Origin of the sequence: Rubripirellula tenax (genome assembly GCF_007860125.1) — a bacterium.
In the GTDB taxonomy this organism is placed as follows: Bacteria; Planctomycetota; Planctomycetia; order Pirellulales; family Pirellulaceae; genus Rubripirellula; species Rubripirellula tenax.
This window is the reverse complement of sequence record NZ_SJPW01000015.1, coordinates 1-23,707: the sequence shown is the minus strand read 5'-3', so window position 1 is coordinate 23,707 and position 23,707 is coordinate 1. Positions and strand designations below refer to the sequence as shown.

The following is a 23,707-nucleotide window of genomic DNA, read 5'->3' as shown; positions in this document are numbered from 1 at the left end:
GAACGTGGGAGTCAACCTATGGCGCGGTCTTGAAGGCTAATGAGGCGTCGATACGACCTTACGCACCCAAAGCTACCACGAACCATCAATTGGCCGCGTAAACTCGCGCCCTGGCGAGACGACACCCAACTGACACCATATTACCAACGGTTTGCCCAGCAGCATGACGAGACTACCGTTCGCGACATCGAACGCAATTTGCCCGAATTTCTAAATCTCCATTTGCAGCGAGTTTCCAATCCGACAATTTCTCCTGATGACGTTCCCTACCTAAATCGTGAGCTTCTGCCGAGATTGAGCCAATCCGTCGACTTGCTGATCGAGCAAGGTCGAATCGACCAAATAGAACGCCAAGTTGAAAGATCGCTGGATGATGGCAACATCAATGGATCGGAATGGATTGTGAGGAAGCTGGCGACCACAGGTCACACCGATGCGGTGGAGCGATTGCAAAGTCATGTCAAGCGAGCCTACGACAAACAGGGCTCGGTCAAATCTAAGTCCTCGGAAGCAATCTGGGACTATCGCAAGTTTTTGGCAATCTCAGCACTGACGGCGTACAACTCGGGAGAACGCGACTTGTGCTACGAGTTGTTTCTCAAGCTGGATCGCAATTGGATGAGTCCTTCATTCGTGTCTCGGGTGGCCCACAAGGCTCGAGAAAATGGAGACATGGAATTCCTGCGCCGCATGGAGTCGTCGCCGTCGCCGCTGATGCGAGAGGCCGCGCTCGCTTCGCTGGCAATGCATCACGTCGACAAGAGCGACGTGGAAGCGATCAAAGAAACTGCAGCAACGTTTGAACGAGAGTTCGGAAAGAACAACAAGCACTGGTCGATCTATCGCCGGATTACCGACGACCGATCCGTGAAAGACCCCAGCAAACGATTCGTCGCAACCACCATCGCGATGCAGCGGGTGCCCATGGACTCGCCGCATTATGCACCGATCGCACGCGACCACGCCAAGCTACTCGGGCAACTGCACCCCGACAAACCACTGCCCGAGGATTGGCTTGGCAAATTGAATAGTGATCCTAAGCTGAAACTGCACGTCGAACTCGAACATGCCGCCGGGGTTGGCTTGGTGGCAGCGAAGCCACAAGTAGTTGAAGAAGTAGCGGCAACCGTCGATGAGCAATCCAGTCTCGATCGGCCCAAGCCCGACCTGAAGGCTCAACGACTCGGTGAGCAAGTTCATCAGCGGATTGCTGCCATCAGCGCGTTCCCTGCGTTTCTGATCTCCACTCGGCAGAGCAAATCCTACTACAGTAATCCCAAGGGAGTGCTCGGCCTGAAAGACGAGCGTTCGCTTAAACACCTGCGGAGTGCCATTGCGGTGCGCAAGTTTGACGAAAGCGTTTCCGATATGACACAGACTTGGGCTTGGAAAGACAAGACGGTCGTCGCGATCGACCGTCATAAGTACGTGTACGAAGGAGAGCCGTACGATAAACCGTCCGCGCGGACTTGGGATGGGCAACGGGGTTGGTATCAAGATTCCACCGGTCAATTTGCGAGGTATCGCAGTTTCTCGGATACATTCAAGAATCACTATTTCCGACCGTGCAGCTTCCTGTACCTTGGTGATCACCGATTCACATGGGCAGACGTCGAGGACTACCCGAACTTCTTTGTCGGCTCGACGGTTGCGGTGAAATATGCGGATTACCAGTCGCTTCCCGACGAAGATTTTGAGGGAGAGCCGTGTTTTGTCATTCGCTCGTTTCCCAGAGAAGAACAGCTTTGGATCAGTCAGCGATCAGGCAAACTTGTTGGCCACGTATTGTTCATCAGCAGCGGAATACGCAAACGGATTCACCAAATGGAGTCGCTTCGGCGAATGGCGGGACAAACGTTCGAGACTCGCGACGCCGCAATGCATTGGATAGAGGAAGTGGCTAGCGACGATCAGAGACGACAAGTGTTCGCGGATTGGTTCGATCTGCACCGCAACAATCAACATCCCCATAGTTTGACGATTTTCCAAGACTACCGCGAAGTGGCTTCCGGAATCGAATTGCCGCATGTGGAATGGCGATCGGACTGGAGCCATGAAGGCAAACGCTACAAGTACAACGTCGCGCGACTTGAGGTGACCCAGGTAACCACACAACCCGAATTGACTCCGCTGATCGAACAAGCCCTTCCCAACAAAGGGGATACGATCAACGACTGGCGATTTTCGACGCCTGTGAAATACGAGTTTGATCCTGAAATGCCGGAGTCAAGGATTCACGACATGGTCGACAAGGCTCAGAGCAAGCGAATGGAGAACCAGCGATCGCTCGACAGGATCCTCCAACCACTCAAAGCCATGGTGGGCCAGAAAGCTCCAAAGCTTGCAGGTCGGCCCATGACTGGCGGCCAACTACCGAAAATAGGATCAGGGTCGCGCACCTTGCTTTACTTTTGGGCTCTCTGGTGCGGCCCCTGCAAGAATGACATTCCGACCCTGAATCGACTCTCGAAAAACGGATTGAATGTCATCGCAGTCCATGCGCCTGGCACGCAACCTGAGAAGATCAAAGCTGCCATCAAAGAAACGGGAATGGAGTACTCGGTAATTCTTGGGGCAGAGACGAAACGCAACGGATTCGAGCCAAGCAAGATCACGGGCTATCCCATAGAGATGTTTCCGTGCTGCGTCTCGATTGACAAGGACGGAAACATCGAAGCCATCGGATCACTAGTTGATGTGATGCGATCGAGTGATTGACTAACTCGCCATGAAGTCTTCTCCATGGCAACACAGAACGCACGAAGTTCCGAAAAAGTTTCGGGTGAGCGTGCAAGAAGTCGAGGTGACGCGGAACTTAAAAGTGGCGACAATGTGTAATCCTCCTTTGAGTTCCCATGATTCCCAGTCCACCCGAAACCCGAGCCAGCTTGATTCTGCGTCTGCGCGACGCGGCGGATGTGGCGGCGTGGGATGAATTTGTGGCAATCTATGGGCCGCTGGTGTATCGCCTGGCGCTGGGCCGAGGGCTGCAACCTGCCGATGCTGACGACGTCGTGCAGCAGGTGTTTACTGCGGTCGCTCAGTCGGTTGGCCGTTGGGTCGAGCAACCTGAAAGAGGACGCTTTCGCGGTTGGCTGTTGGGCATTGCTCGCAATATCGCGTTGAAAACGCTGACGCGTCGGCCACACGGCGGAGTGGGACTCGGCGGGCAGCAGTCGCCGGAACGGCTGGAAACGATCGAGGCGCCCGGCGGACCTTTGTCGAGCCAGTTTGATATCGAGTTTCGACGGGAAGTCTATCGCTGGGCGGCCTGCCAAGTGCGCGAGGCGATCGAACCGAACACCTGGAACGCCTTTCATCTGACTCATGTCGAAGGTGTGTCGATCGCAGAAGCCGCCGCTCAACTGAATATCTCAGTCGGCAATGTCTATATCGCACGCAGTCGAGTCATCCGCCGACTGCGCGTACTCGCAAAACAATTTGAGGTGTCTGAATGAGCCAGCGAAGCACAACTTGCTCCGACGATCGTTTGTGGAGCATTCTGGAATCCGATGATGAACCCGACGGCTACAAGGACTCCGCAGACCACCTGGCAGCGTGCCAGCGTTGTCAGACTCGACTGGAACAACTCGCTGCGGAACCGACCGAGTGGCAAGACATACGCGAAAGCCTTTTACCGGACGATGAAAACAAAATGTTCGACCGCGATGGTGGAAACAGAACGGATGCCTACGAACACTGGAAGCATCCTGCGGGCTGGACCGGCGCGATGGCAGCATCACTATTGTCGCCTCCCTCGCATCCTGAGTTGCTTGGCCGGATTGGTCGCTACGATGTCGAACGCTTGATCGGCAGCGGCGGCATGGGCGTCGTGTTCAAAGCATACGATACGGAACTGAATCGGCCTGTCGCTGTGAAGTTGCTGGCACCGTACTTGGCTAGCAGCGGAGCCGCACGAAGTCGGTTCGCTCGGGAAGCTCGCGCAGCGGCAGCGGTTGTTGATGATCATGTTGTGCCGATTCACAACGTCGAAACCGATGACGAACATCCGTTTCTGGTGATGAAGTACATCGCTGGCGGTTCGCTGCAGCAACGACTCGATCGCGATGGTCCGCTCGATGTTTGCGAAGTGCTGCGAATCGGCATGCAGACCGCGAAAGGGCTTGCCGCCGCGCACGCTCAGGGATTGATCCACCGCGACGTGAAACCATCAAACATCCTGCTGGACGAAGGCGTTGACCGAGCGTTGCTTACTGACTTCGGTCTTGCCCGAGCGACCGACGACGCCAGTCTAACTCGCAGCGGCTTTCATCCCGGCACGCCGCACTACATGTCACCTGAACAAGTTCGCGGCGAAGCGATCGACGCTCGCAGCGATCTGTTTGGGCTCGGCTGCGTGCTGTACGCCCTTTGCACCGGCCACCCACCATTCCGTAGCGAAACCAGCTACGCCGTTCTGCGCCGCATCACCGACGATACTCCGCGACCCATCCGTGAAACGAACCCGAGTGTTCCCGAGTGGCTGGAACAAATCGTGATGAAGCTGCTCGCAAAATCCCCTAATGATCGCTTCGATTCCGCCGAACAAGTCGCCGAGTTGCTCGAAGACTGCCTCGCTCATGTTCAGCAACCAACCACCGTGCCTCTCCCCGAAGCCGTAGCGGAACTCGTCAAGAGTTTCGGCGTTTCCCGCCACAACAAACCTGCCGAAAGTCTTGACGACTTTCGCTACCCACCGATCGGCAAACTCATCGCGACCGCAGCCTTCGCATTCTCGCTGATCTTCGCTGGCGTATTGATCGTGCTGGAACTGAACAAAGGCACGCTGACGATCGAATCCAACGCGGACAATGTCCCCATTCGCATCATACAGGGTGATGACGTTGTGGAGCGGCTGACCGTTACAAAGTCTCCGCAGAATGTTCGCATTGCCGCTGGAAACTATGTCGTGGAACTCGATGGGGATTTTGAAGCCGTCACCATTAAGGACGGCATCGTATCACTGGCGCGACGAGGCAAAGCGCGCGTCGGGATTTCCAAAAAAGGCAAACTCGTTCTTTCCAGCAATTTCCAGCATGGCAATCTCGATGGCCTCCGATTCGGTGAGCGACACGAACGTGACCAACCAATGGACCGAGGCTATGCCAATTATGATGTCGCAGAACCAGGTGAGATGAAAGAAGTGTTCGCCAGCTTTCCAATGCTCGGCAACGGCGTCGAAGAAGTCGGATTGATCGTGGGCGTAGAACCTCCGCATGAATCTACAGAACCATCCAAAATGCAGAGCTACCTTGTCCGAGCAAGCGGCACCCGTCTGATCAAGAACTACTCTTCCTGCGAAGCGAGTGCCGAAGGCGAATCGTTTTTCACTCCCGATGACACGCCGTACACGGTCGGCTACCTACGACTGCACTTAGATGGCGAAGTCCAGGAGAATGTCACGATCGAAATGATTGCTGGGTTAGCTCATGTGAACATCATGTACGTCGTTGGCTTACCCGACGAACAAGTTCGCAAGCTCCTTCAACTCGACCCGCCGAATAGACATTCCGAGTCCTGGCTTCACGTAGGACTACCGATGCGTCCGCAATCAACGTGGGCATCGCACTTGATGAAGATTGATGGATGGGAACAAGACCGCACCAGAGGCATACCGAACATGGTACAGCAGGAAGTTGCTCTGAAGTCCGGAGAGACGCGGACGGTCAGCATCGAACCGGCTTTGGTTGACGCGCGAGCTTCGCAAGTGCGTTTCGACACTCCCGAAGCTTTGATGAAGTATGCGGCAGAGTGTCAGAACAACAATAACCTCAAGGGCTGGCTGGACTGCTGGACAGATGAAGCCATCAGGCAACTGGCCGCGAAGACCGTCAAGTCCGTCGTCATGATGTTACAGGATGCCGAGGATCGCCCCGGCACGAAGAATCGTCCGCCCGGTCACGCGGAGTACATAGCGGGCCTGAAGCAGTTGGTCGAGGGAGAGTTTGGCGAAGACTCCGGTTCCGTCGCCTTGGCGCTTGCGATGGCAAACCAAACCGCTGCCAATGCAGAAATGCGGGTAACTGACCCAATGGTTCATTTACTGTCCATCGCAACCGCTGAACGACTTGCCAACCCCAGACGTTTCATCGCAAAAGAAGATGAACTGAGTCGAGAGTACGAAACCGAACCAAGAGATTCTGACAGCAAACACTACAGCTATGCCGTCGAGCAACGGGGCGATTCAGCCATTGCAACCAATCAGGGTGACGGACATACGATGGGATTGAAGAAGACGAAGGCTGGCTGGCTGATTGATGCCCCGTGGCATGGTGTTGATGAGCAAGAAGAGTTGCCCGACGACAATGAAGGGAAGGCGTTAGGCAAAGCACACTCGCATTTATTTCTGGCTCCGACTGTGACGATCCCAATCGTAAGCAATACGATGTCGCTCGACGATGCCGAAAACCTGATCCAGGAATTGTTGAAAGCCGGCATGCTTAACTTGCCAGATGCGAACGATCAATCGTCCGCTCAGTCGCCAACAAAGAGCCAGAGCCTATCGTCGCCAGGCCCATTCGGTATGCCCGGACGCTTCATGTACGAGGGCGGGCAATCGTCGAAGGGATTTACGACCGCGAAGGCGGTTGCCGGATACAATGAGGAAACTTCTAACGAACGCCGTACTCTGTTCACTCCACCGATTCCTGATCTCACCGAAGAGCAGTTGAAGAAGGCTCTGATTGCCGTAGCGGATCATGCAAGGGAGAAAGGGCAGACGGAGTTGGCCGATGTGCTTTCCGGCATGGGCACGACGGGGACGTGGCACGAAAGCTGTTCGGAGTTGTTTGTCATGCGACCGGACTCAGCACGCGAAGACCGCTGGATGTTCGCTCCGGCGTTAATCCGCAGAGCTGGAAACATTGTCGTGCTGAAGTCGCTGGCTTTGACCCATCGCGACGGTCGGACATCTGGCTTCTATGGCGAAAACGTTTTGAAGGAAGAGGCTCGAGCATCTGAAGAAGAAACGACTGCAGAAGTCGTTGATCCCGCCGGGGCAAGCCCGGAGCGGAGATCCAAAAAGGAATGAGGGAGGGGCATTGATCCAGCGATGGTAGCTGCCAGTTGTTTGCTCCGCCGGGACAAGCCCGGACGGAAGCATTCGCGCTCAGTATCCGCCTCCCCGCTTCCGCCGGGCTTGCCCCGGTCGGAGCGCTCAAGTGGTGGCTACCACCCAACGCCATGAAACAAGCCTTGATTCTGAATCCTCTCATTATTCAGTTGGTGCCACGCAATATCAAACCGGATGTTGAGGGAGCTAAGAACACCTCGAACACCCCAATGCGACCTCTACCAGAAGAAAAATCGGACACAATGAATAACGACAGCAACGACAATGACTTGGGCAGTTCCTTCAATACGCTCGGTCCACAAGATCGTCGTGTGTGCGAGTTGATCTACAAATTGCGGAACTAGTTTTTCATCGCTCGCGATGAACATTGGCCGAAGGTGGTGGGCGAGTTGATTGAGGCGGGCGATGCGGCGGTGCCGTGGCTGATTCGTGAGCTGGAGGGTACCGATGAAGTCGCGCACATGAGATCGCTGGGGTTCATTCTGTGTCAAATCAACGATCCTCGCAGCGTGCCTGCGCTCATTCGCGCCGTTGGCCGACCCCGCCGCTGGCGCGATCAAACAACTGATGGGGAATCTCGTGAGGACAGCAAGATAATCAAAGCGTTTCTCGCTTCCGATGACTTTTGGCATTCGCCAATCCTCTGTCCCACTGGCTGTGGACCGACTCTGCCTGAGCCGATTCAGGCAGCGTTGGAACGGATTACCGGCCATCTACCACCAAAACATGCGACAGATCGCACGCGGATTGCCTGGGTTTGGAAGCCTGGCGAGTACGCGTTTCAAACGGTCGAAGTCGGCAAAGCGAAAATGTCCGAGTACCAGAAACGCCAACGACATTGGCAGTCGTGGTGGGACAAGCATGGATCGGAATTTCTGACGACAGCAGAATTGAGCAAGTGGAATGCAGAGTCTGTGCCTGAGCAAACGATTGAGGAGTCATTAAACGATGGAACGACGCCAGTTGTAGCGGCAGGGCGCAAGCCCTCCGGTATCGCGGCACCGGACGGCTCGCGCCGTTCCACTAACACCTTTTCCAGAGTCAGAATGGACGTGGTCAATCGTGTCGGTACGGAAGCCGGATTGGCATTTTTTCCCACTGGACCCAACGAAAAACTGGGTCCGGTCCAGACGATTCAATGGACGCAATCTATCGACCGACCGTACGCCGTCGACTTTGATCGCGGACGAACATTCATGCTCCACGAAGGCCAAGAACCGGGCGATTCCTTTGAGGACTGGGCAGATCGCTGGCAGATCGACTTTCGCTTAGATGGAATCGCGCATCGGACGCGAACTTGGTTAGTCGACAACAGTCGCTGGGATTCGATTGACAAGGATGTTGCTAACCCACGCCCGATTGAGCTGAACGTCGAAGACGAATGCACCGATCGCGATGGATACCGCAATGTGAGGTCACAGGAACCGGTGACATATTTGTTTATCACGCACGAAGGGAACAGTGGAATCCTGCGAATCGATCCACCCACCGACGAGCTTGGCACAAGATCATTCCGCTATCGGCTGTGGGATAAAGGCGTGGTGCTCACCGACCTTCCTTTCCCAAAGCCAGAAGTCCCCGCCGAGTACGCTTCGCTTCGCTGGGGTGAACCAGTCAGCGTAACGCTACAGACATCCGCTCCAGGGGCCGCTTGCATGTACAGCCTGGGCGATATCGAGCCAACCGTGTTGCCCGAGAGTGCCATCAGCGATGACTGGGACGACATCCACGCCAATCAGGAGAATCTGTATTTCTACTACAAGGGCGGGTACTACGGAGTCGGTAACGATCGATGGAAAAACGACGCCGCGAGAAAGCTGTTATACGATGCCGACATGGTTGCCGCCAACTTCTTTGTTAGCGAGCTGAATGCGTCGCGCACCAAATACGTCGTCACAAAGCGACTCGCTCCCGAGTTGGTCTTCAACAACATCGACTACGATGGAGACGCCGGAGAAGGTCCGGTCACCGGATTCTCGCCGGAGATGTTTGACACGATCAGCCCTGCGGAAGCACTCGTGCATCGCGATCGAATCATCGGTCCAGAGAAAACCAGATTCTCAATCGACGCCAGCCAACCCTGCGTCGTCTTGGCCAAACTCAGCGGCAAGCTGGTGATGGTCCAGGTTCAAAAACTCGATGCCGAAACGAATACGATTACATTGCGATACAAGATTGCAGAAACGATCGACAAGCGGTAGCCAAGAGTCGTTGATCCCGCCGGGACAAGCCCAGAGCGGAGATCCAAGAAGGAATGAGTGGAAGAGGTGTGCTCGTTGATGCAGCGATGGTAGCTGCCAGTTGTTTGCTCCGCCGGGGCAAGCCCGGACGGAAGCGGATGCGGAGTTTCGGTTCGCTCGGTAACCATCATTTGATGTCCCGTCGAGGCAAGCTCGGACGGAAACAATCGCTCGCGAAATCGGCTTCCCCTCGACCGCCACTAGGCTCCTCCTCGCTTCCGCCGGGCTTGCCCCGGTCGGAGCGCACAAGTGACGGCTACCAGCCAACGACTCACTGCTTTTGTTTCCGCACCACCCCGCGATCGTACCCACCAAACGTTCCGACGTAATAGCTGAACTTCAGGATCGGTTTCATCTCGTACACATGCGCGATATTGTTCATCAGCGATAACACGACCGACTGTGGAGAATCCGTCACATCCGCACCGAGCAGCACATGCACATGGTTGCTCAGCAATCCAATGCGAGACAATCGCCACGGCTTCTTCTCGCAGGCACGAACAATCACGCGACGCACTCGCTGCAATTGAGCGTCGCGCACCTCGCGCCAACCTTCTATATTCTCCGCAACGATTTGCAGCGAGTTTAGGTATTGCCCGTAATTGCCTATCGAGGTTTTTGAGAGATCAACGGATTTGTCATGGAACTGCACGGCTTCGATTCGTGCCTGAACCGCGTCGTCAGCCATCGGGTGCTTTGCCGTCTGCCCAGCGACGTACTGATCCAGGACATTTGAGTTTGCTTCACCGACACTTTGAATGTGGTAATTGCGCCGGAAGGCTTTCGGGTTTGGATCACGAATTAGATACTGCAAGCGTCCCTTGACGCTACGAACAATATCTGAAGGTGATGAATCAGGACGGGTGCTGGCGAGGAATTGAATTGTGTTTTCAGACCGAGCATTGGCGGAGAGAATTCGCACACCATCGGCTTCCGTGGCCGCTCGCAGTTCTTCAAGCCAAGCAGATTGATCTGGTAGGTCCGATTTTCCGAACAGTGCGAGTGACCAATTGAGTTGGTACGCTGTGGTGGTGTTGTCGGCTGTGTAAATTGGTTCCATGCGCGGGTGCCAAGCCGAATCGTTGATCCCGCCGGGACAAGCCCAGAGCGGAGATCGCGAAAGGGAATCAAGGAGGGTTCGTCGTTAGTTTAGCAATCGTAGCTGCCACTTGCTTGCTCCGCCGGGACAAGCCCGGACGGAAGCGGGTGCAGAGCTACTTGTTCGCTCGGTAGCCATCAGTTGATGTCCCGCCGAGGCAAGCTCGAACGGAAACAATCGCTCGCGAAATCAGCTTCCTCTGCGATTCCTCCCCGCTTTTTTTCCGTCGGGCTTGCCCCGGCCGGAGCGCACAAGTGGTAGCTACAACGCAGACTCAACAATCACCCATCTACATTCCTGGTCTTCAGGCATCCGCTCCGGGCTTGTCCCGGCGGAGCCATTAGCTCGGAAAAGGGTCCAGGACTCGGATAGAAATGAGCCCTGCGTACCATTCTTTCCCTTGCCTTCCACGCATGCGACGGATCGCACGCGGATTGCCTGGGCTTGGAAACCGGGCGAGTACCCGTTTCAAATGGCCGAAGTCGACAAAGAAAAAATGTCTGAATACCGGAAGCGTCAGCGGGTCTGGCGGTCGTGGTGGGATAAGCATGATTCCAGCGGAAGCTCACTTGTACTAGCGAAAGGTTTCGCTACGATGGACTAGCGAAAGCCTTCGCTTCATCTTTGCTTGTTTGTTCTGGGAGTCGCTTTAATGCGTGAATTGGGTTCGTCTCAACCAACTGCGGTTGAATTGGAACTCCTGCGAATTTTGTGGGAGTTGCAACCTTGTCCGGTGCGCGATGTCCACAATCGACTGGCGGAAATCAAGCAGACCAACTACTCGACAACGGTGAAAATGTTGTCGGTGATGCTTCAAAAAGGGCTGGTTCGGCGTGACGAAAAGAAGTCGCCCCATTTGTACCGAGCGGCGATGTCTCGCAAGGTTGCTGCAAAAACATTTCTGAATGATCTCATTGATAAGGTCTATGACGGGGCGGCGATGAGTCTCGTTCTACAGGCGCTTGCCACCGGAAAGGCCTCTCCCGAAGAAATTGCGGAAGCTCGCAAGTTGCTCGATCAAATGGAGGGCAGGAAGTGATCGAATTGCTCATTTCGCTGTTGCAGCCCGCCAACGGACTTGTCGAACGACTCGGCTGGGTGCTCGTGCATTCGCTGTGGCAATTGACGCTGATTGGCCTGGCCGCCCGCGTGATGTTGCGTCTGCTGCGGCCCTGCGATGTCAGAGTTCGATATTGGTTTCTGATTTGCACGTTGGCGATGTGCGTCGTTGTTCCAACATTCACGTGGTTGTTGCAAGTCGGTTCGGACTTTGCAGCCAACGCACGGCTTCCACAGCGTATCACGGAGATATCTTCGCTGCCGCTGCAACCGCAACCGACTCTTGGCGGGATGAACCAGACGTCTCCGTTGATCGTGGGCGAAGATGATGTCAAGGATCAGCCGAGCAACCAGCCGACGCCAGTGGCACACATCCAGTCGACCGTTTCGTTGAACTGGCGAGAGAGAGTCAGTGAAATACTTCAGCCTTGGCTGGGCTGGTTGGTTGCTTGCTGGGCAATTGGCGCGGCGCTATTTGCACTGCGGCCGATCGCGGGTTGGTTCGCACTACGAAAGCTCAAACGATTTGGAGTTGCCGACGCCTCGCCAGTAGTGCAGGAAACGGTTGCTGAGCTGTCTCGACGACTCCGTTTGCGCCGCTTGGTGCGCGTTCTGGAATCCTCCGTCGCTTCCGTTCCGATGGTGATTGGATACGTTCGTCCTGTTATTTTGTTACCGGTCAGTTTAGTAGCGAACATCCCCGTCGCTCAATTGGATGCAATTCTTGCTCATGAATTGGCCCATGTTCGGCGGCATGACTTTGTTGTCAATTTGCTGCAGACCCTGACCGAAACGCTGCTCTTTTTTCATCCTGCAGTCTGGTGGTTGTCACGGCAAATCCGGATCGAACGTGAACACTGCTGCGATGACATGGTTGTCCGTGCGATGGATAACCGATCCGAGTATGGCCGAGCGTTGTTGGCGATCGCAGAATTGCAAATCGAAAGTATCCCATTGGTGTTGGGCGCGGGGGACGGAGCGCTGCTGAGTCGCATCCGCCGACTGACGGACCCGGTCAATGACCGCGGTCGGACGATGCCGTCGCTTGCCGAAGGAGTCGTTGTTTGCGCGTTCTGTGCTTGCTTTGTGACGTTGGCGTTCATGCACGTCGAAGGCATTGCGCAAACACCCGCAGAACAGGAAACGGCTGAGCCAGAGCAGGATACCGAAACACCGAACGGCGGCGTCGTTGATCCCGATGAACTGGACGGTGAGTTCGAGGATTTGGCGAAGCAGTTCGAGAAGGCACAAGAAGTTTACTCGGTTGCTTACGAAGCGGCGACCACCGATGAAGAACGCAGCGACGTGTACCGGCGGCTTGATCCAGAGAATGCGATTGCCGATGACTTTCTCACTTTTGCCGAAGTCCATCCGAATACGCATCAAGGCGTCGATGCGCTCGCGTTTCTGATCGGCCGCGCGGTCAGCTACGGAGACGTCGACGCTCCCGCCATAAAAGCACGCCAGGCGGCGATCAAGCTTGCCGCTGAAAAGTTTATGGATCAGGAAAACTTAGATCGATGCTTGAAGGGTTTTGACGCGGGAGTTGTCTTTCCTGAAGCGGAAGCATCTTTCCGCATCATCGCAGAAAAGAGCCCGCATCCCCATGTGCGTGCAGCGGCATTGTTGGAACTGGCCGAATGGTTGAAGTTCAAAGCGTCGATTCCCGAGATCAAACGCAACATCCAAGAACAGATCGACCAATCGGATGCGAACGACTTTACGTCGTTGTCTAAACGAGAATTCGATGCGTTCACGGACCCCATTGATCCACAGGCCGCAATCGGCGAAGCAATCGAAATCGCTCAGCGGATTCAACGCGAGTACCCGGATTTGCCAGCCGCTGCACACGAGGGCAAGGGAACCGCAGAACTTCGATACCAACGTGTTAGCGACAAAGAGGCGAAGTCGTGGAAGCTGCGTTCTTATGCCCAGCAAGCCGCGTCGTTGGAGTTCGAGTTGTTCTATTTGGCGAGAGGCAGAAGTGCTCCCGACATTGAAGGCACCGATGCGGAAGGCAAGACGTTTCGTTTGAGCGACTATCGCGGTCGCGTGGTCGTGTTGATGTTTACTGCGAACTGGTGTGGCCCCTGCGTTGCCATGTATCCCGAGAATCGGAAACTGTCTGAACGGCTCAGCGGAAAGCCGTTCGCGTTGTTGGCTGTGTCCGATAGCGAGCAAAGTACTTATAACTACGATCGCGGCGAAGCGACGTGGCGGATGATGTTCGATGGACGCGGTGGTCCGATCGCGACCCAGTGGAACGTCGATTCGTTCCCAACCACGTTTGTTTTGGATCACCATGGGGTCATCCGTCATCGCGGTTTGCGTGGTGAGGAGCTAGCCAAGGCGGTCGACGAATTGTTAGTCGAACGCGAACGCGACGATTCGGCAGCTGCTTTGATTGCGGCGCATCCGATTGACGATTCACCGTTGCTCAAGGAGGCTCGACGCAATGCCCAGCGAGTTGAAAGCGCAGTCCCCACGCTATCCGTTCGTGCCTCAGGCGTACTCGAGGCTTTCGCCGTTGATCCAAATGGCAAGTTTGTGGTGACCTGCGGACGAAAGGGCAAACGCGAGTTCTTCGAGCCGGGTAGCGAGCAATGGACGCAAGAGATGGAGGCACATCGACTCGGAAAGAAGGTAGGTGTGATCGAGATGTGGGACGCCACGACCGGTGAATTGCTCCATTCGTTCACTGACAATGCACTTGGCGAAGTCACGCAGGTCGCCGTTTCTCCTGATGGCAAGACGCTGGCGACCTGCGGACAGGAGTATGGCAAGGAAGGGTACAAGGGAGTGTTGCTGCTATGGAGCATCCAACAGCGAAAGCGAATTAAACGCGCCGACGAGCAGATGGGTACAAGCCAAGGCATCGCTTTCTCGCCCAACGGAAAATGGTTGGCGACGACAGACAAAGGCATAGCACGGATTTGGGATGCGCGCACGTTGCAGACTGTTGCCGAACTGAAAGTCGCCGGTCAGTTCGCCGAGTCGCCGGTGTTCAGTGACGACAGTCGCCTGCTGGCCGCTTGTGGGCACTACTCCAAGCAAGTCAAGATTTGGAACACATCGGACTGGTCACTCAAACGCCAAGTCAACGCTGGCGAGTTGTACTTATCAAGCCTTCGTTTTACGCCTGACGGATCGCAGATCGCCGTTGGCGGTGTCATTCGCGATACAACGGATGGCATCGTGAAGTTCTTTCGCGTCGCCGACGGCCGTGAAACCGACTCCACAGACTACTACACCGATGTCAGCAACATCGACATCGATTCTGAAGGCAAGTACTTGGCGATCACGGGCGGCATGACGATCCACGTCCGCGACTTAGTCGTTGATGAAGTCGTTTCGTTGATACACCGTCGCACCGGAAGTTCCGACGATCGAATCCGATTCACCCCCATCGGCCTCGCCGCAACCGAACAAGTCGGCAATACGGTCACCTTCTACGACCTCTCGTATGATTAGTTTCAATGAAGGTAGTGAAAGTTATTAAACTTCCACTTTCGCTTGTGGTTGTCTTCCTGGGAACCAACGACTTCCAGTCGATGCATCACTATTCAGCGAACCAGTCTGCACAGGGAGTGGCCTCGCTCGTCACCGCGATTCGTCAAGCCCCAATCGAGCCTGGGATGCTGGTGCCGGAGGTGATGGTTGTGGCTCCGCCAGCGATCGAGCAAGTTCAAGGCGAAATGGCAACCAAGTTCCAGGGTGCCCAGCGAAATGCGATCGGCTTGCCAGCGGCATTGCGAGATGTCGCGAACAGTTTGCAATGCGACTTCTTCGACGCAGGGAAAGTTGCCCAAACGAGTCAAGTGGACGGAATACATTTGGATGCCGACCAGCATCGCAATCTGGGAGTCGCCATCGCGGCGAGCGTTCTTCCCATTCTGAATCGCAATCAGAATACTGCCGCCTAGTTGATGGATCGGGCGAGGTGGTTGGTTCGCAAACCACGCGATTCCACCAAAAGACGGCCGCCATGGCGCATCCAATGCAGCTGCTACTTCAGCTTGCGCACCACCGAATTTGGCGTTGTCTCTACGCTATTACGATGATTCTTGTGGTTCTTTGGAACCGATCTGCGTTCTGCGCATTTATACCTGCAAACGCAAACATCTTCGGAGCAGCTGCAAATGGACCTTGTTACGCTGCAGTCACGGCATCTGCCGACCGCGTTCCGATGCCCTCTGCGTTTAAATCTCCGTCCCCGAGTTCCGAGGGTCCGGATAAACGAGCGTACGACGACCCAACTCTCAAGGATGTGACAATGTCTACTACCATCAGCGAGAACGAAATGAAACTGGACCGCCTTACTTAGCGTTGGTCGAGCAAGTCGGATTGGCCCCGTCGAAAGCTGATCGGAATTGAAGAGACTCTGAAAGTGGGGCTAGTGAGACTAGGTCGGCGTCGACGCGGTCCGCGACGAGTCTGGGCAAGTTTGAACGCCAATATGCTCCCTGTTCCGCTATGGCGTGGTCATCGTTTTCAAGGTGTTTCTTCGGGCACCCGCTCCAGCAAATTGGAAGAAACGAACATACTGAACACTTCGGTTGAGTCGTTGGATCAAAGTTGGCCCACCATTGTTCGTCATTTCGGTCTTCGATGATGGGAAGCGATAGCTTGTTTCCGGCTGGCTCGCTTGTCCTTGGGAGCGAACCAACCGACCGCCCATGTTCCCCGACCTGAAGACCACATCGGTAGAGTTTACCCTCAGCGCCGACGACCGAAGACGAATGGGACAATGCGGCGCAAACGCTCGTACGAGGGTAAGGATACCCGTCGGGGACTTCGCTTTCTTCAACCGTGACAAGCTCCCCGAACTCATTGCGAACCTCTTTCCGAAGTTTATCGAACTGATCAACGGTCAGTTCGTGGGACCGCATAAACGCGGAAGTCTCCGAGTAACTTGATAACCGAGCCGGTTGGATGGTCATGGGGAAACGGCGGTTAAACCAACCTCTTTCCTGCGCCATGCGAAAGAATGGGAGCAGATCATCTTGATTGTTTTTGTCGATGTTGAATCGAACGTCGACATGCGTGGCATCAAGCAATTGGTCGACCAAAGCGATAGCGAGTTCAAACGACGATGCCTCGCCGTGTGGTTTGTAACCTTTTCTGTATCGCCGTCGACGGTCGTGGTTACGTTTCAATCCATCAAACGAAATTTGAGCCTGTCGAATTTTATGGTGTCGAACAAAATGGCAGGGATCGTCTGGCCATTCGGTTCCGTTTGAGATAATGGACGCCGAGTATTTGACGTCCTGCGACAGACAATACGCTTGGATTGCTCTGGATGCTGAATCGAGGAACTCCATGTTCAACAACGGCTCTCCTCCATACCAGTCAACGTGAAGCGATGACCGCGGCTTTCCACCGTTCTCGATCAAGGTGGAGACATGCTCTAACAAACCAGTTAGGTCTCCTTCCCCCAGACAATCTTTCGACCGGCTCTCGTAGCAGTAGTAGCACCCGAGATTACAGTCCATGGTTGTCGTGACCGTGAGTACTGCTGGGGCTTCGTTTCGCGCAGCCCAGTACCGATCTCGAATGACGGCCAATTCGTCAGAGTGTTCTGGAACGAGAAAACCGCTATCCCGAAGTTGAACGAGCAGTTGCTCACTGAGAACGTCGGAGCTCAAGACCGCTGGCCACTGAGTCAGTGCCCAAGCAAATTCGATCTCAGCTTGTCCAGCGAATCGAATGACTGAACCAGAATTTGCATTGTATAGAAGGATGCCGTCGGAGACCGGGAAGGCAAAGTTGTATCGGGAGACACGCCAGTCCTGTTGAGTCGCCATCGGGGCGTCACTCGTCACGCTCATTCAGTTCGGACCAAGGCAAGACAAGTCGATGTGCCGCCGCAAAGCCGTGCAGCCATCTTCAGTGGCTTCTGCGTTTTGCCAGAGACAAGTTCAACGCCGATGACTTCGATCTTGGTTCCAGGCTCAGCAGTAATTCGTGGGTTTGATTCGTCAGACTCAACTAACCGAATAGTTGTTTTTACTTCAGCCTTGCTTTCGGCCTTCGTCTTTCGCTTCTTTCTTGCCATCTTGATGTCTCCAGTAACGGGTTCGTGGACGTCTATATAGTAACGAACTCAAAAACCGTCGTGTGCGCCGTAGGCGACCGGAGTTAGAAGTGCTCAGAGGTGGTCCCGCTCTTTTGGGCTCAGCGTTCAACGAATTCAGCATCCTTGATTCAATCAACAGCACGTTCCACAATGCAGGGCGTACCAGCCAAATAACCCAGGAACAGTGTTGTTTTTGGTTTTGGGCATTTCATCGCGTGGAGTTTTTCGAGTGCCTTCAATAGCCAAACTGATCCTGCTCCCGCTCGCCGTGCTTGGGATTGCTTGGGCGAGCTTTTCCCTATCGACCGCATGGGAGCAGAGCACGATTAACTCCGGTCGTCGCCATTCCATGACTGGAATTAGTCCCGCAAACCAAACTCAAATTGACGAGTCGCTTGAGAGGGCAAAGGAGCTTCGTTCGTCAGCCGAATTGAGTGGCAACATTTGGCAATTCGGTGCGAGAATGTCCTCGATCGGTATCTATCTTTGCGGCTTCGTCTCCATTGCACTTATCTATCGCTCACGCGCTCGCGTTGACGAAATCGTTAGTGAATCAACGGTCAGTTCAGCCCCCGAATCTTCCACGACGACTCCTTCAACTGCAGAGAAACGTTTATCGGAGGTTCGGAAGCGATTGTCGGCGAGCAATTGGTGGCTCACTCGTCTTGGCATTCTTACAGTGCTGCTCACCGTCGTTGCCGAGCGAATGAACGCTCTCGCACACGATCGCTTTGAGGCCCGAAGTTCAATCAACAACTTGATAGCGGAAACGCAAGAGAAGCTGAACGCGCCGAACGCAGATATTGGTGCGATACTAGAAGATCTCGACTTTGAGGCTGGGCAACAATGAAATCTGCAGGAATGAATTGTTGTGTTATTCGATTTTTTGGATGGTTAGTCTGCTTCTTAATTGTTGCAGGGTGCGATAGTCAAAGTGAGCCGCTTCGAGCCCAACATTTTGGCTGGCGTGATGGCCGACGCCTTACCAAGCTTACCGCCGAAGCAGTCGATCAAGTCAATAGGCTATCCGGCGACACCTGGAAATTGAATTATGTAGATTCTTCTGGATCGCGTCCTGACACCACCGGCATGCCAAATACTGTGCCGGTGCTTTTAGTAAACGGTCGATCATTGAAAATGGATGAGGTGGCGTTCGTTTCCAGCGACCATAGCCTAATCGTTGTCCACGAATTCGGTCTTGAGCAAATGTTCCGCGCAGATAACGCGGATTCTGAACCGGACTCAAGCAGCCTTGCATTTATCTTACTTCACGAGCTTGGGCACATCTCAAATGGCGACGCAGGAGTCTGTGAAGTGTTTTCTGTCGGATCGGCTGAGCCCAACCGAACAAGCACGATGCAAAAAGAACGTGAACTCCAAGCAGACCTCTTTGCTGCCGAGCAGATCCGAATTGGCTTATCGCAAACGTCTGACCTTGATCGAAACATGGCTGCGATGATGGTTGACTCCGGTGTTTCCCTGCTTTCGACGCAAGCAACTGCCGCAGGAACAATGGCCAGATTTGGAGATCTGTCACGACAAGGTTTTTGGGATTTGGGTTACTCGCATCCGAACTTTGAGTATCGGATGAAGATTGTCCGAAATTATATCGGGTCTGCTGGGACCTCGGAAGAACTGGCAAACCAAGCTAGGCAGGAACTAGAGGAATTTGAACAATCTCGCGCGGGCGAAGGCTTTCGGTTTCCATTGTGGTCCAAAGATGACGATGCGAATCGCTCTGGTTTAATCTACTCAAAGGATAAAGGAAGCTTTGGAAACCCGAGGAATTCCGAAGATGCCTCTCGGGAAACGAAGATTGAATGAGGAGATCTGCGGATCAGCAAAACAGGGTACGGCCTATCCTTCTTCCGGCCACGACGAGTTTGAGAAAAATAACATTCATTCAGACTCAGCGTTGTGTAATCTTGCCAAGCCGTTTACGACTCAAAGACTTTTGCTATCGGGTTCTCTCGATTCGTGGATCAATCCGAAAAGCAGAAACGCATGGAAAACGCGATCGGCGTGGGCAGCGCAAAAAGCGTTCGCTGGCGAAATGCCATGGCACACCGCATTGCGAAGGTTCCACCCTCGCTGATCGGTGAACAGAATACGAAGATAATGAACCGTACTCGCACCGAAGACTTCCGCCACGACCTCGTCTCTCAACAACTCCTCAAAGTTCTTCAACATCATCGCGCCGTTGCGACCTCGTTTGTAAGTTGAGCGACCGCACATCATTACGAAGTTGAGTAGCGAATCTTCGATTTGTGGGATCAATAAGTGAATACTGACAAGCCAGTCTTGGTTTAGATACGCGTTAAGCCCCGCTTCGATAACGCTTCGCTTGTCTGGGGGAAGTATCGGGGATCGGTAGAGAAACGCGAGCAGGTCATCAGTCTTCAGCTCAAACTTCTCGGCGATTCGCTCCAGCGTTAACCGCACATAGATCGCACCATATCGCATGTTTTGTGCAGTGATTTTCGCGATGTTTCCTTCCAGGTCATGTTCCACGCTTCCGACATGCGCCTTCGGACGACCTTCGTGGTCGACGAGAGTACTTGGGAACATTGCCGTAAACGGAAAATCAGCAGCAAGTTCCTTGACCTGCAGCTCAACCTCATCCAACCGTGGAACGTAATGAGCCGCAAAGTTGGCGAGAACGGTGTCGAGATCGCCGTCGACCATGTCGTCTAGAAATGCGTCCAGCTCCTCTTTGGGAACTTCCACATCCGAAGAGACAGATGCGAGTTCAGTCAGTCCTTTCTTTGAGAAAAGGCGAATCTGCACCGCGATTTGATCGGCGTCTTCTTTCATGCCAAATTGCATCAATATCGCGAAAACCTTCTGTAGCCAGGCCGAACCAACCAGCGCACTTTCGTTCTTGGATGCCGCGGAATATGCCCCGGCGTAACAACGCAGCACGCGTTCGACGTTCTCTCGCTCGTCTTGCCTGCGATACCACCGCGCCAAACGTACGCCAGCGGCCTCTGCTGCGAGTGGATTGACGCCTTCCGCCTCATCGCCACAGACACGGCCCAGGCGTTCTTCGAGATCACGAATAATCTGATCGCGAACGTCGTCGGGCGTTGGGCAGCGTTTGTCGTCTACCAACAGATCAAACGCGAAGCCCCAGAGCCCAAGTTTTCCATCCTCTGCGATCGAACGCTCATACGCGAAAATCGCTCGGCAAACTTGTTCAGTTCTGTCGCGGTCGCGAATCGACTGAGCGATCGAAAGGGAGTAGGCGAGTTTCGTGATTGTCGAGAACTCGCGCGTGTGAAGGCGGCACTTTGCGATCTCGATGGATGTGTCGATCACCGATCTTGCCATCTCGATGTCCGCAGTCGCACCAGCCACGGTTTTAGAAAAACCCCAAACGAGTGCTGCATACCGAAATCTGAGTACTGGATGCGTGACCGATGCGCAACGCCTGGACCAACGATCGAGCAACTCGGGAGTGATGTCCGCAGGATCTGGAACGGTAACTTGCTTGCCTTTAGCATCTTGGAACGACATCGCCGGTCGAAAGAAGGACTTCTCCCCTTTGCTTGAGGCAACATAGTCATTTTCGTGGAACTCAAAGGCAACGATCTCAGATTCAAGTCCGCGTCTCTCGGACTGATCCTCTGGTGCCGAAGAACTCTTCATCAAGGTGTTCAACGCCTTCAAAATATCGCGTTCACAAATTGCTTCGCTTGGATCGTCAAACTGCCCGATGCAACTTTCCGTCGATTCCACTAACATTTTGACTCTTTCCGTGTGGTGTCTGCTTGATGACGTTTGTGTGAGCGATTGACAACAGGACCCAGATCAACTGCAGTTGGTTCGGATTCGACCAACACTCACCGCAGTTGCAAAGCGTATTTGCCAAGAATTTGTGAAATGTCGATTGATTGGAATAACCTTCGTCCGCTGAACAATTCTAAGAACGACGGATTTGAGGAACTGTGTTGCCAGCTTGCGGAGGCAGAAAGTCTTTCGGGATATGAGTCGTTCGTACGCAAGGGGACACCGGATGCTGGTGTTGAGTGCTATTGGGTCCACCAAGACGGGACCGAACGAGCGTGGCAAGCCAAGTATTTTCGAGAGTTTCTGGGGAAGCAACAGTGGAACGAAATCGACGCCTCGTTCCGAGTCGCTTTGGCTAAACATCCGAAGCTTACGCACTACTACATTTGTCTTCCGCAGGATTTGTCCGATGGCCGCGTCAAGAATCAGAAATCGGCGAAAGACAAGTGGGATGAACTGGTCAAAACGTGGAAAGCCGATGCACGAAAGCTTGGCCGCGAAATCGAGATCGTATTCTGGGGACAGTCTCAGCTCAATCAGAGGCTCGCAAAAGAAGAGCATCGAGGACTCGCGTGGTTCTGGTTCAACACGCCAGCGTTCACCAACCATTGGTTCGCAGGGCAAATTCGTGATGCGGTCGCCAACGCACGTGATCGCTACGACCCAGATTTTCACGTCGAAAACGCAGAACAGCAGTTCTTCGACGCTCTCGTGCGCTCAGCGCCATTCTGGCAGGCTGTGGGCGAGCATGTGTCCAAAGCACGGTCAGCGGCGAATCGCCTTTTCCGAGAGGCGATATCTGATTTCGACTTCAGCCCCTTAAAGAACTCCACGGCAGAATTGCTATCGCTGTTAGATGCTTGGCTGCGATCCACGAAGGATTCTGAATCAAGCCGCATGGTGAGAATCGTACCTTGGGACGATATCAATTATCATAGGCAACAGGTGCGTGATGACGTTGAGGAACTCTCTTCAATCATCCGCGAGTCCACGCGAAAGGCTGCGGAGAACGAAGCTGGCGGCACCACCCTAATTGACGACCGCGTTCGCCCTCTAACATCGGCAATTTGGGATTTCCAAGCTGCCATGTCAGCGCTGGGGCACTACCTGAATAGCCCACAAACTGAGTGTGCAAACAGCGCCGGTGTGCTTGTTGTTGGTGAAGCGGGTCAAGGAAAGACCCATACTTTCTGTCGCTGGGCGCAGACGGAACACTTATCTGGTCGTCCCGTTCTCCTGCTGTTTGGCGAACAGTTTCAAGACAGCGAACCTTGGAGCCAAATCATCAGCCGAGTTGGGCTAAGTTGCGATCGGGACCAATTTCTTGGTGCGATAGTCGCTGCAGCGAAGGCGGCGAAAAAGCCTGCCGTCATTTTCATTGACGCGTTGAACGAAGGCGACGGAAAGAAGCTTTGGATCAAGTATCTTGCGGGGATGATCCAGCGAGTTCGCGAATTGAAATGGATTCGCCTTTGTGTCTCGGTAAGAGATTCCTACGAAAGCCTGATTGTTCCAACGACAGCACAATCAGAACTCGCAAGAATTCAGCATCGCGGCTTCTCGGGGATCAGTGATACGGCAGCCGCAGCATTTTTCGCGAAGTATGGGCTCAGGCCGTCTGCTCCACTTATGAACCCCGAGTTTGACAATCCACTGTTCTTGAAACTCTTCTGTGAGGGCTTGAAAGAAGGTGGCGAGATTGACGTACCCAAAGGACTGAGGGGGATCACGGCAATCATCCGGTTTCTCTTAGCCAACAAGAATTCCAAACTTGCTCGCGAGTTGGATTTCGACCCGAACGACAATCTTGTCGAGAGGGCAGTCCATCGGCTGTCGCTTGAGATGGCGAAGTCCGGCACAGACAGAATTCCACGTGACGATGCCAAGAACTTGGTCAATGAACTCCTTCCCAGAAGTTCGTACGAACAGTCACTTTTCAGAAACTTAGAATCCGAAGCGATTTTGACATCTGTTCCCCTTCGTCACCGCAGCGGACCAGGGTTCTCGGAGGTCGTTCGCTTTACCTACGAGCGATTTTCAGATCACCTCATCGCGGAAACGCTTATCGCCGTCGAAAGAGATCAAATCCGCAGCGTCGGCGAACTGGCGAGTGGATCGAGAATTGCAGCTTTGCTGGCGGATGAAAGTGCTTGCTGGGAGCGATCGGGGTTGGTTGAGGCTTTGGCTGTCCAATTGCCAGAAACGACCGGCAAAGAGATTTTCGAGCTGGCAAAAGGAGCTAGGGGTGTGGTCTCTTCAGGGCGCAGTTTGACGGTTGATTGAGGTGCGTCGGTTTCGCGGCATTGCGTAACCTCGGATTGGTGTTTCAGAACAAGGGCGTCCCGCGTCACACTGATGTTGCAAAACAAAAA

The 23,707-nt window shown here is 54.1% G+C and carries 15 protein-coding genes; 11 read left to right on the top strand and 4 right to left on the bottom strand.

The genetic code is table 11. From position 1 onward, the window contains the following. The first annotated feature begins 294 nt into the window (after positions 1-294). The 5 genes from Poly51_RS29630 to Poly51_RS29615 all read left to right on the top strand — a co-directional run bounded on the left by Poly51_RS29630 (position 295) and on the right by Poly51_RS29615 (position 9,273). The gene (locus tag Poly51_RS29630; protein WP_222435956.1) at positions 295-2,718 is read left to right on the top strand and encodes a TlpA family protein disulfide reductase; all 2,424 of its coding nucleotides are present in this window, start codon (positions 295-297) and stop codon (positions 2,716-2,718) included. A 137-nt stretch (positions 2,719-2,855) separates the two neighbouring features. After that, complete coding sequence (locus Poly51_RS29625; protein ID WP_146462565.1) at positions 2,856-3,458, top strand: RNA polymerase sigma factor; 603 nt, start codon at positions 2,856-2,858, stop codon at positions 3,456-3,458. Further along, complete coding sequence (locus Poly51_RS29620; RefSeq protein ID WP_146462564.1) at positions 3,455-7,030, top strand: serine/threonine-protein kinase; 3,576 nt, start codon at positions 3,455-3,457, stop codon at positions 7,028-7,030. Before Poly51_RS29625 ends, Poly51_RS29620 begins: the two co-directional genes overlap by 4 nt. A 251-nt stretch (positions 7,031-7,281) precedes the next feature. Further along, entirely contained in the window at positions 7,282-7,416 is a 135-nt protein-coding gene (locus tag Poly51_RS31660; protein WP_261344151.1) for a hypothetical protein, read from the top strand. Positions 7,417-7,452: 36 nt separating this feature from the next. Beyond that, complete coding sequence (locus Poly51_RS29615; RefSeq protein WP_146462563.1) at positions 7,453-9,273, top strand: hypothetical protein; 1,821 nt, start codon at positions 7,453-7,455, stop codon at positions 9,271-9,273. A gap of 310 nt (positions 9,274-9,583) precedes the next feature. Here Poly51_RS29615 and Poly51_RS29610 read toward each other — a convergent pair whose 3' ends face one another. Further along, positions 9,584-10,372 (bottom strand): transposase, encoded by a 789-nt coding sequence (locus tag Poly51_RS29610; RefSeq protein ID WP_146462562.1) that lies wholly within the window; start codon positions 10,370-10,372, stop codon positions 9,584-9,586. 691 nt (positions 10,373-11,063) lie between these two features. On the opposite strand from Poly51_RS29610, the gene Poly51_RS29605 reads away from it, so the two are divergent. Genes Poly51_RS29605 through Poly51_RS29595 form a run of 3 tightly spaced genes read left to right on the top strand, consistent with a single transcriptional unit; the run spans position 11,064 to position 15,393 of the window. Next, entirely contained in the window at positions 11,064-11,450 is a 387-nt protein-coding gene (locus tag Poly51_RS29605) for a BlaI/MecI/CopY family transcriptional regulator (protein ID WP_146462561.1), read from the top strand. Then, positions 11,447-14,941 carry a M56 family metallopeptidase gene (locus Poly51_RS29600; RefSeq protein WP_146462560.1) on the top strand — a complete coding sequence of 1,165 codons (3,495 nt, stop codon included), beginning with the start codon at positions 11,447-11,449 and terminating at the stop codon, positions 14,939-14,941. Before Poly51_RS29605 ends, Poly51_RS29600 begins: the two co-directional genes overlap by 4 nt. Before the next feature lie 14 nt (positions 14,942-14,955). Next, a complete protein-coding gene (locus Poly51_RS29595; RefSeq protein WP_222435955.1) occupies positions 14,956-15,393 on the top strand; it encodes a GDSL-type esterase/lipase family protein in 438 nt (145 codons plus the stop codon). A gap of 393 nt (positions 15,394-15,786) precedes the next feature. On the opposite strand, the gene Poly51_RS31950 is transcribed toward Poly51_RS29595, so the two are convergent. Together Poly51_RS31950 and Poly51_RS29585 are read right to left on the bottom strand one after the other, a co-directional pair. Further along, positions 15,787-16,962 carry a radical SAM/SPASM domain-containing protein gene (locus Poly51_RS31950; protein ID WP_186775910.1) on the bottom strand — a complete coding sequence of 392 codons (1,176 nt, stop codon included), beginning with the start codon at positions 16,960-16,962 and terminating at the stop codon, positions 15,787-15,789. A 332-nt stretch (positions 16,963-17,294) separates the two neighbouring features. Continuing rightward, on the bottom strand, positions 17,295-17,525 hold the full coding sequence (locus tag Poly51_RS29585) for a hypothetical protein (protein ID WP_146462557.1): 231 nt from the start codon (positions 17,523-17,525) through the stop codon (positions 17,295-17,297). 370 nt (positions 17,526-17,895) lie between these two features. Between Poly51_RS29585 and Poly51_RS29580 the strand changes: the two genes are divergently transcribed. After that, positions 17,896-18,396 (top strand): hypothetical protein, encoded by a 501-nt coding sequence (locus Poly51_RS29580; protein WP_146462556.1) that lies wholly within the window; start codon positions 17,896-17,898, stop codon positions 18,394-18,396. After that, positions 18,393-19,370: a hypothetical protein gene (locus Poly51_RS29575; RefSeq protein WP_146462555.1), complete on the top strand. Its 978-nt coding sequence runs from the start codon at positions 18,393-18,395 to the stop codon at positions 19,368-19,370. The genes Poly51_RS29580 and Poly51_RS29575 overlap by 4 nt, the downstream gene beginning before the upstream one ends. A gap of 120 nt (positions 19,371-19,490) precedes the next feature. Here Poly51_RS29575 and Poly51_RS29570 read toward each other — a convergent pair whose 3' ends face one another. Then, complete coding sequence (locus Poly51_RS29570; RefSeq protein ID WP_146462554.1) at positions 19,491-21,290, bottom strand: DUF4209 domain-containing protein; 1,800 nt, start codon at positions 21,288-21,290, stop codon at positions 19,491-19,493. A 138-nt stretch (positions 21,291-21,428) separates the two neighbouring features. Between Poly51_RS29570 and Poly51_RS29565 the strand changes: the two genes are divergently transcribed. Continuing rightward, entirely contained in the window at positions 21,429-23,618 is a 2,190-nt protein-coding gene (locus tag Poly51_RS29565) for a hypothetical protein (RefSeq protein WP_146462553.1), read from the top strand. Positions 23,619-23,707 lie beyond the last annotated feature (89 nt).